We start from the raw sequence: 14,643 nt of genomic DNA, 5'->3' as shown, positions 1-14,643 counted from the left end.
GCGGTCTCCTGGTGTCTCCTCAGCGCTTCGCTGCGGTGGTGGCGAGGAGGGTTTGCGCCTGTTCGCGGGCGTGGCTGATGGGGTCGGGGAAGATGTTCAGGCCGTGGGCGACGAGCGCCCCTTCGTGAAGCAGCATGAGCGTCCGGCCCAGATGGGCGGCCCCGTCCGGGGTGATTTCTTCGGCGAGGCCGGTGAACAGGGCGAGCATCCACTGCTTCTGCCCGATGATGATCGGGTAGGCCGGGTGGGACGGATCGCTGATCTCGGCGTGGGCGTTGACCATGCTGCACCCCTTGGAGCTGTTCTCCTCCGACCATGCGCGTGAGGCGTCGAAGACGGCAAGGACGCGCGCTGATGCAACCGGCGGTGCGGCGTCGAGGTGCTGGGCGAGGAAGGCCCGCCAGCGTTCGTCGCGATCCGCGAGGTACTCCACGACGATCTGTTCCTTGGCGCCGAACCGGTCGTAGAGGGTTTTCTTGGTCACCCCGGCCTCGGCGGCGATCAGGTCCACGCCGACGGCATGGATGCCGTGCTCGTAGAAGAGCCTCGCGGCGGCTTCCAGGACGCGCAGCGCGCCAGGCGTCATCGTGATCCGTCGCGGCTTCTCCGCAGTCCCCATAGCCCAACAGTATACCGATCTGTATAGTGAGCCGCGATGAGTATACCGATCTGTATATTGGAGGTGAGAGGTGAACTTCCTCCTCTCGATCGCCTTCGTCCTCTGCTGGAGTTCCGGGTTCATCGGGGCCAAGCTCGGTGCCGGGAGCGCGTCCGCGGTCACGATCCTGATGTGGCGGTTCCTGCCGCTGGCCGTCATCCTGATCGCCTTTGCCGCCGCCGCGAGAACGTCGTGGCGGGGCCTCACGGCGCGGGACGTGGCCCGGCACGCCATCATCGGCGTGCTGTCGCAGAGCGGCTACCTGCTCACCGTCTACTACGCGATCCAACTCGGGGTCTCCAGCGGCACCACAGCTCTGATCGACGGCGTGCAGCCCCTCGTCGCCGGGGCACTGGCCGGGCCGTTGTTGCGTCATCACGTCTCACGCAAACAGTGGCTCGGCCTGTGCCTGGGGGTGAGCGGCGTCGCCGTCGTCACCATGGCCGACGCCGCGGCCGGCGCCGGCGTGGCCTGGTGGGCCTATCTCATACCGTTCCTCGGCATGTTCTCACTGGTAGCGGCCACGTTCCTGGAAAGCCGCTCCCGCACGCGGGTCGCGCCCGCGGTGTCGATGACCGTCCACTGCGCCACCAGTGCCGTCATCTTCACCGCGCTCGCCGTGAGCGCCGGAGCCGCGAAGCCGCCCCCAGAGCTCTCCTTCTGGGCCGCGATCACCTGGCTCATAGCCTTGTCCACCTTCGGCGGGTACGGGCTGTACTGGCTGATCCTGAGGCGCTCCGGAGTCACCAAGGTCAACACGCTCATGTTCCTGATGGCCCCGGTCACGGCAGTGTGGGGAGCCCTCATGTTCGGCGAGCCGTTCGGTGCGCAGACCGCTCTCGGCCTGACCGTCTGCCTCGCGGCGGTCGTCATCGTCTATCGCGGCGACACCTCATCCACCAAGGTGTGCGCGCGGGCCGGGTAGCGTGCCGCCTCAGACCGTCACCCGGTCGCCTGCCCGCGCTTTGATCACGCCCTGGCCCCTGAGCAGGACGGCTCCTGCCACTGCGAGCCCAATCGTTATCAGCACGTACAAGACGCTGACGTTCACCGGCTTCACCGGCACGCTGCGAGAGGCCAAGTGGAAGCCCAAGTGCACGCCGACCGCCATCCACACTCCGCCGCTGCGCACCCGCGCCGCCCCGGCCGCGAAACCGATCCCAGTGGCCATGAGCGCATAGACCAACTTCTCCACGACGGTGCTCCCCGAGCCTTGGGAGAAGATGTGCAGGGAGCCGAACCCGGCCGACGTGATGATCAGGACGGTTCGTGTCGACAGTCGTTGCGAAAGGCTGTCGAAGACGTGGCCGCGCCAGAGCAGTTCTTCCGGGAAAGCCTGATTGAGCAGAAGCATGACGACACCCAGTGGCAATGCGGTCAGCACCATGGAGGCGTCGACCGGCATCCAGGTGGCCCCCATGGCCAGGGAGAGCCCCTGGGCGGCGAGTATCGGCAGCGCACCCGCGAGCACGCCGGGCAGGATGTGCCACGGTTTCTGCCAGCCCAGTGACGACCATGGCCGCCGGTCGAGGAATCGCCGGATCAGATAAACGAACAGCAGCGCGGCGAGCGTGATGCCGAGCATGCCGAGGGGTTCTCGTAGCGGATTCGTCGGGTCGAGGAACAGCGACGGGAGAGCGGCGCCGCCGAATGCCTGGGCGAACATGACGACCATGGCGAGGAGGACGGTCCAGAGAGTTTTCATGCTGGGAACAGTAAGAAGGCACGGGTGCGCCGCGCATCGAGCCAGAGATAGAACTCACCATGACCAACGTCATGATGACCTTCGGTGGATCACGAGGCGCCTGGCGGAATCGTAGGTTTGTCGTATGGCATGGCTACGTGACTCCGATCGACCCGTTCTCCTGAGCGTGGTGTTCTGGCTGACGCTCGGGGTCACGGTCGCGATCAACCTGATGTTGCCCTACCCCGTGCGGGACCGGGTTCTGTTCTTCGCCGACGTCGCGTTGCTGTGCGGGTTGTGGCTGGTGTTGCCGTGGCGGTCCGGGCAAGGCCGTCTCCTGGTGACTCCCGCCTTCCTGGCGGGCACCTTCGTGCTGGGGCTGGTTGGGGCGATAGGCACACAGGTGCCTCTGATGCTCCTGGGCGTGGCCAACCTCGCCCTGGTGTACGGCATGCGGACTGCTGCCGCCATCCTCGCCGCGTTCGGTGTGAGCCTTGTCGCCGTACCTCTTCTGTTCTACGGCAGGACGATCGTCCAGGCGCTGGCCGATTTGACAATGACCGCGGTGCTGGCCGCCTTCTCCATGGGCATGGCGTCGGCGGTGTTACGGGCCCGGCAACTCGCCGAGCGGGTGCGGGAGCTGACCGTCGCCGAGGAGCGCGCCAGGATCGCGGCGGAGATGCACGACTCGGTCGGCCACCACCTGACCGTGATCAAAGTAGGGTTGGAGAACGCCGAGCGTTTCCGCGACCGCCGTCCGGAGGCGGCCTGGGAAGAGGTGCGGCAGGCCAAGGATCTCACCCAGGCGGCGCTGGCCGACGCCCGCCGGTGGGTGCGCGCGCTGCGCCCGCTGGCGCTCAACGGCGATCTGGGCAGTGCCGCGCTCCAGAAACTGGCCGACTCCTTCTCCGGCACGGGTGTCACGGTGGCCTTCGAGGTGGAGGGGACGGAACGCCCGTTGGAACCCGATACCGAGCTCGTGCTCTACCGGGTGCTGCAGGAGGGGCTCACCAATGCCGTACGGCATGCGGAGGCCAAGACCGTGCGCGGCACGCTGACGTTCGAGAAGGGGAGGATCGTGCTCGTGGTCGCCGACGACGGCAAGGGATTTGGCCATGGCCATGGGTTCGGCCTGAGCTCGCTGAGCGACCGGGTCAAGGCGCTTGGCGGCACGCTCATCAGCGGCAACCTGGCCGTGGGCTTCGAGCTGCGCGCGGAGTTGCCGTCGTGAGGGCGGTCCGGGTGCTGCTGGTCGACGACCAGGAGCTGATGCGGCAGGGGCTGCGGAAGCTGCTGGAGATCGAAGAAGGCGTCGAGGTCGTGGGCGAGGCCGCCGACGGGGTGGCGGCGCTGGAGTCGATCGGCGAGGTCCGTCCCGATGTGGCGCTCGTGGACGCCAGGATGCCGCGGATGGACGGTGTGGAGCTGATCACCCGATTGTCGGCCGAGCATCCGGGGGTGGCGGCGATCGTGCTCAGCACGTTCGACGAGGACGACTACATCTTCGGGGCGCTGCGCGGCGGCGCTGTCGGCTACCTGCTCAAGGACTGCTCACCCGACGAACTGGTCGCGGCCATCCTGCGCGCCGGTCGCGGCGAGACCGTGCTGAGCAGCCCGGTCGCCGCCCGGCTTGTCGCCAACCTGCGCCAGACGCCGGCGCGCGGCGCGTTCTCCGGCCAGGAACTGCTGTCGGGCAGAGAGCTCGAAGTGGCGCGGATGGTGGCTGCCGGGGCCGCCAACCGGGAGATCGCCGCCCGGCTGCACATCACCGAGGGGACGGTGAAGAACCACGTCTCAAGCGTGCTGCGTAAGCTGGGCCTGCGCGATCGCACCCAGCTCGCCCTGCGCCTGACGGACCGGCGGGCCTGACTTCACGCAGGGCGTGACGCCGTCCCGACGCTCAGGACGCGGCCAGGATTCTTTCGCACAGGTGAACCCCGCAAGTGCGGGCTGCGTATCTCCGGCCACAGGACGGCGTGACTGTACGTGTGGGAGGATCTGCCCTCGATGGGTCCGTGCTCGGCGGTGAGGTGACGCGGCCCGGTGCGTAGCGGGGATCGTATGTCGGCTGCTGTCCGCGCCGTGGTGTGCGCCGGGGCGTTCTGGCACGATGGCGGGGTGCGTGCCGGTGGTCCCGTCATCCGAGCGCTGCGTGCGGCGGCGTTCACGGCCGCCTGCGTTCTGGCCTCCGCCGTCCTGCACGTGCTGGTGGGCGGTTCTCCGATCAGGCTGGGCGCGCTGCCGGTGGCGGTGGCCGCGATCGGGGCGGGCGCGTACGCGCTGGGCGGTCGCCGGCGGGGCCGGCCGGAGTTGCTGGCGGCGTGTCTGGCCGCGCAGTACGTCCTGCACCGGCTCTTCACCGACCCGGCCCCCGCCGTCGGCCCGCCGTACGGGCACGAACACGGCACGGGGCCGGGCATGGCGGCCATCCATCTGGCCGTGGCGATGTGTTCGAGCTGGTGGCTGGCGCGCGGCGAGGTGGCGCTGGCGATGCTGCTCCACCTGAACGCCGCGCGGACGGCCGGGCTGCGGGCCCTGTTCGCCGCCGTGGTCACCGTTCTGACTCCGGTCGATGCCGCCGGGCGTCCCCGCGTCGTGCCCGTCAGGCGGGAGCGGACCTGCCTGGTCGCGGCCCTGTTGGCTCCGGTCATGACCCGCCGTGGCCCGCCCGTCCTTGCCTCGGCCCGCGCCTGAGGTGTCCCGCGGGCCCAGCGTCACGACATCGTCCCTGACAACAATCTTCGGAGTCATCCATGAACGCGCTCGCGCGCTCTGTTCGCCGTGTCCTCGCCGCGACCGCCGGCGCCGCCCTCGTCCTGCTGCTGACCTCGCCGGCCGCCCTGGCCCACGATCGTCTCAAGGCCAGTTCGCCCGCCGACAACGCCAAGGTGAAGCAGGTGGAGACGATCGAGCTGGAGTTCACCTCGAACATGAGGCTGCCCACCATCGTGCTCGACGGCCCGGACGGCAAGCCGGTCCCGCTCGACAAGCCGGACGTCGACGGCGCCAAGGTCTCCACCCGTCCCGTCGACGCCCTGCAGCCGGGCCGCTACCGGATCGCCTGGCGGGTCGTCTCGTCCGACGGCCACCCCATCCAGGGCGAGATCACCTTCACCGTGACCGATCCGCCCGCCGAGCCCACCCCCAGCCCGAGCGCGACCCCCTCGGAGACGAGCGCGCCTCCGTCGGCTCCGCCCTCCGAGCAGCCGCCCACCCAGGCGCCCGCGGCACCCGTCGCCGACAGCCAGAGCGGCGGCTCCGGCACGCCCGGATGGCTCTGGGCGGGCGTCGCCGTGCTGGTCGCCGGCGGGGCGGCCGTGTTGGTGGTCGGCCGCCGCAAAGGCGCCTCCACCAGCGAGTGATCACGAAACGACCGCCGACCTCAGTCGCGCGGCCGCCTGCCTGCGCAGTTGACGGGCGATGTGGTAGGCGTCGGCCCCGGTGCCCGGCATTGAGCCGGACAACAGCGAATACTGCCCCTGCACACCCATGACGGCCAGTCCTGGGTGTGTGGTGGACAGCCCGCCTCGGTGCCGGGGAATGCCGTCGGCGTCCAGGGCGCCGATGGGCCGGAGGTAGTCCATCGCCCAGCGGTAGCCGGTGGCCAGGATGACGCTGTCGACGTGCTCAGCAGGGCCGTCGGGCCAGTGCAGGCGTGCGGGTGGCCAGCGTGACCCGGGCGTGCCGGGCGAGTTCGACGGCGATCTGCACGGCGGAGTTCGCCGCGCCCACGACGACGACCCGCTGTCCCGCGAACGGCGCGGGGTTGCGGTAGTCGGCGGAATGCAGCACCGTCCCGGTGTAGCCGGCCAGGCCGGGCAGGTCGGGACGGTGCGGCTTGTCGAACGAGCCGCTGGCCGCGACCACGAACGGCGCCAGATGGCGGGCCCCGTCGTGCGTGTCCACGGCGAACCCCTCTTCTGCCGCCAGGACCGACGTCACCCGCGTTTGCGTGCGGATCTCGCAGTCCAGGCGGGCGGCGTAGGTCCGGAGGTAGTCGACGACCTCGTCACGGGCCGGATAGCGGTGCGGATCCCCCGGGAAGGGCAGGCCGGGCAGGGAGTTGATCCGCGCGGGAGTGAACAGGGTCAGGCTGTCGTAGTAGCGCGGCCACGACCCGACCGCTTCCTTGCCGGCTTCCAGGATCACGGGGCGGAAGCCGTGCTCGCGCAGCGCGTACGCCATGGCCAGGCCGGACTGGCCCCCGCCGATCACGATCACCGAGGCCAGCCGGCGACCGTGCGCCCTCAGCGCGTGCGGGCCTGCGGTGAGGTGGGTTCGCATCAGGTTCTCCCATCGGGTTCGTGAGATCACGCCGCTCAGCAGGGCGACCGAGGACGCCGATGCCGCGAAATGGAACACTGATGTACCCAAAATATCAATTGAGTTCTCTTTTGCGCCTCCGGTGTCAGCGGCGAAGGAACGCCAGGACCGCGAGGACCCGCCGGTTGTCGTCCTCGGTGAGAGCCAGGTCGAGCCGGTCGAAGATGTTGCGTACGTGGGCCTCGACGGTCTTGACGGTGACGTTCATCGTCTTGGCGATGGCCGTGTTCGTCCGGCCCTCGGCCATGAGGGCCAGGACCTGCCGCTCCCGATCGGTCAGCTCCTTGACGGGGTCGCGGGTACGCCGCCGCCGCATCAGGGCGTCGACCAGCGCGGGATCGACCACCAGCCCGCCCTCGCCGACCCGGCGGACGCCGGCCACCAGGTCGTCCAGCCGGCTGACGCGGTCCTTGAGCAGGTAACCCCGGCCCCCTCCGCCGGAGGCGGCGCCCATCTCGTCGAACAACTCGGCGGCGTAGTGCGTCTCGACGTACTGCGACAGGACGAGCACGCCGAGCTCCGGATGCCCGGCACGCAACTCGCGCGCGACCTCGATCCCCTCGGCGGTGTGGGTGGGCGGCATGCGAATGTCGACCACGACCACGTCGGGAGGGTCGCGCCGGACCAGGCTCGTCAGCCACGCGGCGTCGCAGGCCAGCCCGATGACGTCGAATCCGCGTTCGGTGAGCAGCCGGGCCAGTCCTTCACGGAACAGCAGCGAGTCGTCGGCGACCATCACCCGCATGCACTTCCGGCCTTCCATGAGCTGCCCTGACACAAGGTCAACTCTATGGTCCACACCGCCCCCCGGCGTGCGCGTCGCCCGAAGTAGGGATAACCCCATGGCCGTGCTTGCGGTCGCCCGGAACGATGGAATCATCCCGCGTGCCGCAACGAATGAGGATTTTCCTGATGAGAAAGAAGCTCAGCGCCCTGGCCGGGGCGCCGGCCCTCGCGCTCGCCCTCGTGGCCTGCGGCGCGACCGGCCTGCCCAGCGGCGGCGGTGGCGAGAGCGAAACGGGCGCTCAGGCGGAGGCTTCGACCGCCGACGTCCCCCAGGAAACCCCGACGACCGCGCCCCCGGCTGCTCCGCAGCAGCCCACCGAGACCGCTCAGACGTCTGCGCAGCAGCTCTCGCCTGGCCCGGTCGCCTCCCAGCAGTTCGACGTGCGCGGGAGCACGATGACCGTGGCCATCACCAAGCTCCAGCGGAGCGGCAAGGTCACCACCCTGAACTTCACCATCACCCACGAGAAGGGTGCGAGCTGGCGGATCAACAATGACATGGGCGAATCCCCGGTCGACAACACCGTGGGCGGCATCTCCCTGATCGACGCCGGCAACGCCAAGCGCTACCGGCCCGGCCGCACCGGCAACAACCGCTGCCTGTGCTCGGCCGTCAGCGGCGGCCTGGCCATCGAGCCAGGCAAGAGCTACAGCCTGTACGCCACCTTCGCCGCGCCGCCGCCGGACGTGACCAAGGTCAACATCGAGCTGCCGGTATTCGGAATCTTGAGCGATGTCCCGATTTCCTGAGCTGGGACGCGGTCTCGCGGCCGTGCTGACCCTGGCACTCGCCGTCGGCCAACCGGCACAGGCGACGCCTGCTCCGGACCCGGAGGGTGTCTTCCCCGTGGACACCATCAGGTTTCCCGTGGACACGATCAGGCTGACAGTGGAGTCGCTGGACGCCTCGGAGAGCGAGACCCGCGAGGACAAGACCGTCACCGTCACCCTGACCAGCGACGTGCTGTTCGCCCTGGACAAGGCCGACGTCACCGCGAAGGCCGAGGCCAGGCTGGCGGACGTGGCCGAGAAGATCGAGAAGGAGTCGGCGGGCGGGGTCATCAAGATCGTCGGCCACACGGACGACCAGGGCGAGAAGGCCTACAACCTGCGCCTGTCCAAGCGCCGCGCCGAGGCCGTGCGCGCCGTGCTGGCCGAACTGCTCGCGGGCAAGTCCGTCACGTTCGAGGCCACGGGGTACGGAGAGGACAAGCCCCGGGTGCCCAACCTGATCGACAACCGGCCCAGCGAGAAGAACCGGGCGCTCAACCGCCGGGTCGAGATCGTCTACAACGCGGGCTGACGGATTCCGGCCGGCGCCCTCAATGGGCGGGGAGCAGCGCCGTCACGCGGGTGCCCGCGCCCGCCAGGCTTTCGACGCGGAGCTCGCCGCCCACGGCGGCGGCCCGGTGAGAGAGCCCCCGCAGGCCGCCGCCGCAGGGGTCGGCGCCGCCGACGCCGTCGTCGCGTACGGTCAGGCTCAGCCGGTCGCCCGTGTCGCGCAGCTCGACCGCGATCCGCTCGGCGCGGGCGTGCTTGACGGCGTTGGTGACGGCCTCGGAGACGAGGAAGTAGGCGGTCTCCTCGATCCGGGGCGGCAACCGCCGCCCCGGCACCCCGGTCAGCTCGACGGGGACGGCGGACCGATCGGCCATCGACTCCAGCGCGGGACCGAGCCCGGCATCGCCAAGGATCGCCGGATAGATGCCGGCGGCCAGCTCGCGCAGCTCGCGAAGCGCGTCGTCAAGGTCCCTCACCGCGCGGTCCAGGGCGGCGCGCGCCTCGGGTGACGCGGCGAGTTGCGTCTGGGCCAGGCTCAGAGAAACGCCCAGGTTCACCAGGCGCTGCTGCACGCCGTCGTGCAGGTCGCGCTCCGCGCTGCGCCGCACCGCGTCCATCGCCTCGACGATCTCGGCCTTGGCCGTTGCGATGTCGTGCTCGAACCGCAGGTCGGCGGCCGGCGACCGGGGCGTGCGGGCGAGCCAGAGGAGCACCTCGACCGGCCACACCGCGACCGCGGGGAACAGCGCCGCGTACCCCGGCAGGGACGTCAACGCGCCCACCGTGAGGAGTTCGTGGCTCGCCCAGACGGCTAACCCGATCGCCAGGGTCACCATCGTGAGGGAAAGCGCCGTGCTCTGCCTGCGGAAGGCGACGACGAGACAGGCGAACAGCGCCAGCAGCAGGGTCGGGGCCAGGTCGGCGAGCGCGGCCGGCACGGGCTGGTCCACCCAGTCGAAGACGTGCGCCAGCCAGGTGAACCCGATGGCCACGGTCAGCCATCCGATGGCGGACCGTGGACGCCGCGCCCACACCGTCAGTCCCACGCCGACGTACGCCCAGCTCAGCCAGAGATGGCCGGGTATTTGGGAGAGCCCCCAGGTCATGTCCCGCGCAGCGCCGCCGGTCCACCCGGCCAGGCCGAGGTATCCCGCACTGGCCAGTGCGGCGAGAACGCCGACTGCGAGCTTCGTCCGGTGACCCAACGGTCGTTTCCCCCTCGATGGTTTCGCTCCGGGTGCCAATGAGAGCGAAATCCGCCGTAAAGAGAGGTAAAAAGGGTCAGCGTGAACGCCAAGCCACCGCGATCGGCACTCCGGCCAGGACACCGGCGACTCCGAAGACGGCGATGGCGGTCGCCGGATCGCTCTGTTCTGCGAGCACGCCGCCCAGCGCGATCCCGATGCCCTGGGCCGCGATGAGCCCCGAACCCGCCAGCCCGACCGCCTGACCACGCAGGTGATCGGGCACCGCCCTGACGAACTCGCCGTTCGCCGTGACCTGGTAGGCCGAGAAGAGGCCGATCAGCACCCACAGGACGATCGAGCCCACCAGGCCGGGCTGGAAGGCGGCCAACACCAGGGGCACGCTGGTGAGCACGGCCAGCGGGCCGAGCAGCGTCAGCCGCAGGGCGGGCGTGCAGAACCGGCCGAAGACCGTCACCCCGGCCACGGTTCCGAGCGGCGCCGCGGCCATCAGCAGGCCCGCCGCCGCGCTTCCCGCGCCGAGCCCGTCCGCGTACGGGACGGCCAGGGCCTGCGGCACGACGTAGAAACCGGCCAGCCAGGCCGCGCACACCAGCAGGCGGAGCCGTCTGTCGGCGGCGATCAGGCGCCCGGTCGCCAGGACGGAACGCGCCGGCGCGCCCTGCGGGCGTTCGGGGACGGGCCTGGCCGCGAGCCCCCAGCGGACGATCAGCGCGGCGACGACGAACGTGCCCGCGTCCACCAGCAGCGCCGTCGTGGGCTGGATGAACGCGACGGCGATCCCGCCGACGGTGAACCCGAGCACCCGGGTGAGCTGGGAGGCCATCTGCAACGCCGACAACCCGGTCACGTAACGGTCGTCGGCGAACACCTGCGGCAGCACCGAGCTGTAGGCGGCCCTGACCGGGGCTTCCAGCAGGTGAACGGCGAACAGCAGCGCGCACAGCACGCCGAACGGCATCGAGGGCAGCGCCATCAGAGCGGCGAGCACGGCCCTGGCCAGGTCGCAGCCGAACATGACCTCCCGGCGCGGGAAGCGGTCGGCCAGGCCGCCGAGCAGCGGGCCGCCGATCAGCGCGGGCACGAACGTGAGCGCGTAGGTGACGGCGGTGATCGCGGCCGACGACGTCCGCTCGTAGGCGATCACGGCCACGGCGACCCGGGCGAGTTGGTCGCCGACGTCCGAGAGAACGGTCGCCGACCAGATCGCACGGTACTCACGTGAGGAGAAGACCTGGCGGAACGTAGCTGTCTGTAGCACTCTGCGGGGCTTTCGGGGAATGAAGAGGCGGCCCGCCTCGGCGAGCCGCCGGAGCCTGTCAGCGGACAGGAAACGCTTATTGCCAGCTCCAGCCGCGCGTCATGGTGGTCACCCCCCTCGATCGACGGTCGTGACCATCCTCGGCGCGGGGGCGGACGATCACCAGAGGGTTAACCCTGAGGCCCCGCGGCGGCACGATCTTCGAGGAACCTCAGGGACTTGTCTCCCACGGAGTAGCACGTTTTGTGGTCAGGAGCATGCTGGGTCGTTGCTCGGCGGGAGTGGCAGCAGGCAGGTCAGTACGGTGGTCAGCGCTCGTTCGACAGCCTCGGCGTCGACCGCCTCGGGATCCGCCACATGCTCGTTGACCAGGCCGTTGGTCAGGCAGTGCAGGATGAGCGCGGCCTGGTCGAGATCGACGACGGGGCGCACACCGGTACGCTCGGCGACTTCGGCGATCGAGCGGGCGGCCCCTTCGCGCTGGTCGCGGCGCATCGGGGCAAGGATCCTCCTGGTGTCCTCGTCGCGGGCCGCGCGGGCCGCGAACTCCAGACCGAGGTGCCCGCGGCCGCCGTCTTCCACGACCCGCCGGGTGACCAGTGACACCACCCGGCCGATCATCGTAGGCAGGTCGTCGATGTCGCGGATCTCGTTCCGCACGGCGGCCATTTCCGTCTCGGCGCTGTCGCTGAGGATGGCGCCGAACAGTTCCTGCTTGCCGCCGAAATTCGAGTAGATGGCCCCCTTGGTGAAGCCGGCGCCGACCGCGATGTCCTCGATGCGGGCGTCGGCGTAGCCGTGTTCGGCGAACACCCGCCTCGCCTCGGCCAGTAGCCGGCGGCGCACCTCCGCGCGCAGCAGGCGCCGGTTCGGGTTTCTCTGCTGGTCGCCGTTCACGCCTCATACGATACCGAAAGTACTCAATACTTTCGGTATCGTACGACGTGGCTTGATCACCTTTCGGTATCGGAGGCACCTTTGACAACGGCGACAACAGCGACGACGTCCAGGCGAAGCGGTGCGCGCAAGAACTACATCGACTGGTTACGCAATCTGGGCATCCTGTTCCTGTTCCCGTATCACACGGCGCGGGTGTTCGACGAGGGCGCCTCGTTCTACGTGAAGGGCGAGGTGAACGCGTTCGCCACCGTGCTGGTGCAGCTGTCCTACTGGTTCATGCCGTTACTGTTCCTGCTGGCCGGCTCGGCCAGCTTCTACGCGCTCAAGCGCAGGTCGGCGGGACGCTACGTCAGCGAGCGGGTGTCCAGGCTGCTGGTGCCGCTGCTGTTCGGCGTGCTGGTCGTCGTGCCGCCGCAGGCGTACTACGCCATGCGGTTCCACCGGGGCTACGAGGGCTCCTACGCTGACTTCCTGTGGCGGTACTTCACCGACTTCTCCGACTGGTCGGAGTACGAGGGCGGGATCTCGCCGGCGCATCTGTGGTTCATTCTGTTCCTCTTCCTCATCTCCGCCGCCCTCGTACGGCCGATGCTGGCTCTGGCCAGGCGCGGGTACACGCCGGGCTGGCTGCGGCGGCCCTTGCCCGCGCTGCTGCCGGTCGTGCTGCTGACCGCGCTGTCGTACCTGCCTGAGGTGGGCGGGAAGAACATCTTCGTCTTCGCCGCCTACTTCATGCTGGGCTTTCTCATCGCCACCGACGACGCGATCATGGGCATGATCGAGCGGAGGCGCGCGCTGTTTCTGGCGCCGGCCATCTGCGGGGCCGCGGGGGTCCTTCTGCTCGGCGGCCAGGAGAGCCTGCCGGCCACAGCCGTGCGCGACCTCGCCTGCTGGACGGCGTTGCTGGCCATGCTCGGGTATGGCAGGCGGCACCTCAACGGCGGGTCGAAGGTGGTGGCGTACTGCAACGAGGCGGCCTTCCCCATGTACGTCCTGCACCAGACGTTCCTGGTCGCCGCAGGCTTCTACGTCCTGGAGCACGCCGACGCCGGGACCGTGCCGTACGTGCTGATCATGGTCGTGTCGTTCGCGCTGAGCCTGACCACCTACGAGGTCGTGCGGCGCTGGGGACCCACCAGATTCGCCCTTGGCCTTGGCCGCCGGAAGCCGCCCGCCGTCGTCGGGTCCGGCTCAGCAGGCGGCGCTGCCGGCCCGAGCTAGTACTTTCTTCGCACTCGGCGTTCGGATGTGATCGTCGTCGGGGTGGTTATCGGGTGGAAGATCCGGTTTCGGGTGATCTTCGGGGGGTGCGGTTCCGGGAAAGCTGGCCGCCAGGTGGGTTTTTGCTTGCTGCCGGAACCTGGGCGCCCTTGTTGATCGTTTAGCGGGCGGCGAACCAGCCACTTACACGACTCGACAGGGAGAACTGAAGCCGTGGTCTTCAAACGGATGCTGGGCGCGTTCGGTGTGGGCGCCCCCTCGGTGGACACCGTCCTGGCCACCCCTCGGACCCAGCCGGGCAGCATGCTGACCGGCGACGTACGACTCAAGGGCGGCGACTACGACGCCGACATCGAGCACATCACCCTCGGCCTGGTGGCCCGGGTGGAGATCGAGCACGGCGGCGGTGAGGGCGCCGGGGTCGGAGAGTTCTCGCGGGCGCAGGTCTCCGGGCCGTTCACGCTGCGGGCAGGTGAGGAACGTTCCATCCCCTTCCAGATCCCCGTGCCCTGGGAGACGCCGATCAGCGAGATCGGCGGCCAGCACCTGACCGGCATGGCCCTGGGCGTGCGCACCGAGCTGGCCATCGCCAAGGCGGTCGACAAGGGCGACCTGGACATGGTCGCCATCGAGCCGCTTGCCTCGCAGTTGCGCATCCTGCAGGCGTTCCTGCAGCTCGGCTTCCACTTCAAGTCCGCCGATCTGGAGACCGGCCACCTGTACGGGGTCCACCAGGACCTGCCGTTCTACCAGGAGATCGAGTTCTACCCGCCCTCCCACCACCACGGACTCGTGGGAGAGGTCGAGCTGACCTTCGTCGCCAGCCCGCACGGGCTCGAAGTGATCATCGAGGCCGACAAGCGGGCCAGCCGCTACTCCGGCGACGCCATCGGGCGCTTCACGATCAGCCACGACGACGCGATGCGTACCGACTGGCCGAGCGAGATCGACCGCTGGCTGACCGGGCTCACCCAGTACGGTCACGGCGGCTTCGGCCAACCCCAGCCCTACGGCTACGGCGGCCCGGGCCACTACGGCGACCAGCACGGCCACCCCGGACATTACGGCGACCACCACGGCCACCCCGGGCAATACGGCGACCACCACGGCCACCCGGGCCACCACGACCAGCAGCGCAGCGGCCCCGGCTGGGGCGCGGTCGCCGCAGCCGGCGCCGCCGGCCTGGTCGGAGGGTACGTGGCCGGCGAGATCGCCGAAGAGATCTTCGAGGGGGACGAGGAGGAGGGCGACGACTGATAGCACGCAGGCCCGGTGAATGACCCGCTGGCCAGGCTCTCATGGTCTGGTCAGCGGGCACCCGCCG

The 14,643-nt window shown here is 69.7% G+C and carries 17 protein-coding genes; 9 read left to right on the top strand and 8 right to left on the bottom strand.

The genetic code is table 11. The features are described from left to right. Positions 1-19: 19 nt before the first annotated feature. Positions 20-619, bottom strand: a complete 600-nt coding sequence (locus tag ACFOY2_RS09150; protein ID WP_379527518.1) for a TetR/AcrR family transcriptional regulator — start codon at positions 617-619, stop codon at positions 20-22. Between the two features lie 70 nt (positions 620-689). Between ACFOY2_RS09150 and ACFOY2_RS09145 the strand changes: the two genes are divergently transcribed. Continuing rightward, positions 690-1,583, top strand: coding sequence for a DMT family transporter (locus ACFOY2_RS09145; RefSeq protein WP_379527517.1), 894 nt, complete (start codon positions 690-692; stop codon positions 1,581-1,583). Positions 1,584-1,592: 9 nt separating this feature from the next. On the opposite strand, the gene ACFOY2_RS09140 is transcribed toward ACFOY2_RS09145, so the two are convergent. Next, positions 1,593-2,333 carry a CPBP family intramembrane glutamic endopeptidase gene (locus ACFOY2_RS09140; RefSeq protein WP_379527516.1) on the bottom strand — a complete coding sequence of 247 codons (741 nt, stop codon included), beginning with the start codon at positions 2,331-2,333 and terminating at the stop codon, positions 1,593-1,595. A 154-nt stretch (positions 2,334-2,487) separates the two neighbouring features. Between ACFOY2_RS09140 and ACFOY2_RS09135 the strand changes: the two genes are divergently transcribed. The 4 genes from ACFOY2_RS09135 to ACFOY2_RS09120 all read left to right on the top strand — a co-directional run bounded on the left by ACFOY2_RS09135 (position 2,488) and on the right by ACFOY2_RS09120 (position 5,704). Continuing rightward, on the top strand, positions 2,488-3,573 hold the full coding sequence (locus tag ACFOY2_RS09135; protein WP_379527515.1) for a sensor histidine kinase: 1,086 nt from the start codon (positions 2,488-2,490) through the stop codon (positions 3,571-3,573). Then, positions 3,570-4,211, top strand: coding sequence for a response regulator (locus ACFOY2_RS09130; protein WP_379527514.1), 642 nt, complete (start codon positions 3,570-3,572; stop codon positions 4,209-4,211). The genes ACFOY2_RS09135 and ACFOY2_RS09130 overlap by 4 nt, the downstream gene beginning before the upstream one ends. A gap of 192 nt (positions 4,212-4,403) precedes the next feature. Further along, positions 4,404-5,036: a hypothetical protein gene (locus ACFOY2_RS09125; RefSeq protein WP_379527513.1), complete on the top strand. Its 633-nt coding sequence runs from the start codon at positions 4,404-4,406 to the stop codon at positions 5,034-5,036. Between the two features lie 59 nt (positions 5,037-5,095). Beyond that, positions 5,096-5,704, top strand: coding sequence for a copper resistance protein CopC (locus tag ACFOY2_RS09120; RefSeq protein ID WP_379527512.1), 609 nt, complete (start codon positions 5,096-5,098; stop codon positions 5,702-5,704). Here the strand turns inward: ACFOY2_RS09120 and ACFOY2_RS09115 are convergent, their stop codons facing one another. The 3 genes from ACFOY2_RS09115 to ACFOY2_RS09105 all read right to left on the bottom strand — a co-directional run bounded on the left by ACFOY2_RS09115 (position 5,705) and on the right by ACFOY2_RS09105 (position 7,443). Beyond that, complete coding sequence (locus tag ACFOY2_RS09115) at positions 5,705-5,926, bottom strand: hypothetical protein (protein WP_379527511.1); 222 nt, start codon at positions 5,924-5,926, stop codon at positions 5,705-5,707. It lies immediately after the preceding gene. Between the two features lie 43 nt (positions 5,927-5,969). Then, positions 5,970-6,626, bottom strand: a complete 657-nt coding sequence (locus ACFOY2_RS09110; protein ID WP_379527510.1) for a flavin-containing monooxygenase — start codon at positions 6,624-6,626, stop codon at positions 5,970-5,972. Positions 6,627-6,750: 124 nt separating this feature from the next. Beyond that, entirely contained in the window at positions 6,751-7,443 is a 693-nt protein-coding gene (locus tag ACFOY2_RS09105) for a response regulator (protein WP_379527509.1), read from the bottom strand. Between the two features lie 134 nt (positions 7,444-7,577). On the opposite strand from ACFOY2_RS09105, the gene ACFOY2_RS09100 reads away from it, so the two are divergent. Next, on the top strand, positions 7,578-8,201 hold the full coding sequence (locus ACFOY2_RS09100) for a hypothetical protein (RefSeq protein WP_379527508.1): 624 nt from the start codon (positions 7,578-7,580) through the stop codon (positions 8,199-8,201). Next, positions 8,185-8,754 carry an OmpA family protein gene (locus ACFOY2_RS09095; protein WP_379527507.1) on the top strand — a complete coding sequence of 190 codons (570 nt, stop codon included), beginning with the start codon at positions 8,185-8,187 and terminating at the stop codon, positions 8,752-8,754. The genes ACFOY2_RS09100 and ACFOY2_RS09095 overlap by 17 nt, the downstream gene beginning before the upstream one ends. Before the next feature lie 19 nt (positions 8,755-8,773). Here the strand turns inward: ACFOY2_RS09095 and ACFOY2_RS09090 are convergent, their stop codons facing one another. The 3 genes from ACFOY2_RS09090 to ACFOY2_RS09080 all read right to left on the bottom strand — a co-directional run bounded on the left by ACFOY2_RS09090 (position 8,774) and on the right by ACFOY2_RS09080 (position 12,095). Further along, positions 8,774-9,937, bottom strand: a complete 1,164-nt coding sequence (locus tag ACFOY2_RS09090) for a sensor histidine kinase (RefSeq protein WP_379527506.1) — start codon at positions 9,935-9,937, stop codon at positions 8,774-8,776. Between the two features lie 76 nt (positions 9,938-10,013). Then, positions 10,014-11,198, bottom strand: a complete 1,185-nt coding sequence (locus ACFOY2_RS09085; protein ID WP_379527505.1) for an MFS transporter — start codon at positions 11,196-11,198, stop codon at positions 10,014-10,016. A 249-nt stretch (positions 11,199-11,447) separates the two neighbouring features. Further along, positions 11,448-12,095: a TetR/AcrR family transcriptional regulator gene (locus ACFOY2_RS09080; protein WP_379527504.1), complete on the bottom strand. Its 648-nt coding sequence runs from the start codon at positions 12,093-12,095 to the stop codon at positions 11,448-11,450. 81 nt (positions 12,096-12,176) lie between these two features. Between ACFOY2_RS09080 and ACFOY2_RS09075 the strand changes: the two genes are divergently transcribed. Both ACFOY2_RS09075 and ACFOY2_RS09070 read left to right on the top strand, forming a co-directional pair. Next, positions 12,177-13,319, top strand: coding sequence for an acyltransferase family protein (locus ACFOY2_RS09075; protein ID WP_379527503.1), 1,143 nt, complete (start codon positions 12,177-12,179; stop codon positions 13,317-13,319). A 213-nt stretch (positions 13,320-13,532) separates the two neighbouring features. Further along, entirely contained in the window at positions 13,533-14,576 is a 1,044-nt protein-coding gene (locus ACFOY2_RS09070; protein WP_379527502.1) for a sporulation protein, read from the top strand. Positions 14,577-14,643: the final 67 nt, after the last annotated feature.

This window comes from Nonomuraea purpurea (assembly GCF_042650645.1).
GTDB lineage: Bacteria > Actinomycetota > Actinomycetes > Streptosporangiales > Streptosporangiaceae > Nonomuraea > Nonomuraea purpurea.
Note: the sequence above shows the minus strand (reverse complement) of the source record. Positions and strands in the feature narration are given on the sequence as shown.

What these genes read in the sequence shown, in the direction of transcription:
- ACFOY2_RS09120 (WP_379527512.1), top strand. Translation starts at nt 5,096, where the DNA reads ATGAACGCGCTCGCGCGCTCTGTTCGCCGTGTCCTCGCCGCGACCGCC.
- ACFOY2_RS09125 (WP_379527513.1), top strand. Translation starts at nt 4,404, where the DNA reads ATGTCGGCTGCTGTCCGCGCCGTGGTGTGCGCCGGGGCGTTCTGGCAC.
- ACFOY2_RS09150 (WP_379527518.1), bottom strand. Translation starts at nt 619, where the DNA reads ATGGGGACTGCGGAGAAGCCGCGACGGATCACGATGACGCCTGGCGCG.
- ACFOY2_RS09135 (WP_379527515.1), top strand. Translation starts at nt 2,488, where the DNA reads ATGGCATGGCTACGTGACTCCGATCGACCCGTTCTCCTGAGCGTGGTG.
- ACFOY2_RS09095 (WP_379527507.1), top strand. Translation starts at nt 8,185, where the DNA reads ATGTCCCGATTTCCTGAGCTGGGACGCGGTCTCGCGGCCGTGCTGACC.
- ACFOY2_RS09110 (WP_379527510.1), bottom strand. Translation starts at nt 6,626, where the DNA reads ATGCGAACCCACCTCACCGCAGGCCCGCACGCGCTGAGGGCGCACGGT.
- ACFOY2_RS09115 (WP_379527511.1), bottom strand. Translation starts at nt 5,926, where the DNA reads ATGGACTACCTCCGGCCCATCGGCGCCCTGGACGCCGACGGCATTCCC.
- ACFOY2_RS09140 (WP_379527516.1), bottom strand. Translation starts at nt 2,333, where the DNA reads ATGGTCGTCATGTTCGCCCAGGCATTCGGCGGCGCCGCTCTCCCGTCG.
- ACFOY2_RS09100 (WP_379527508.1), top strand. Translation starts at nt 7,578, where the DNA reads ATGAGAAAGAAGCTCAGCGCCCTGGCCGGGGCGCCGGCCCTCGCGCTC.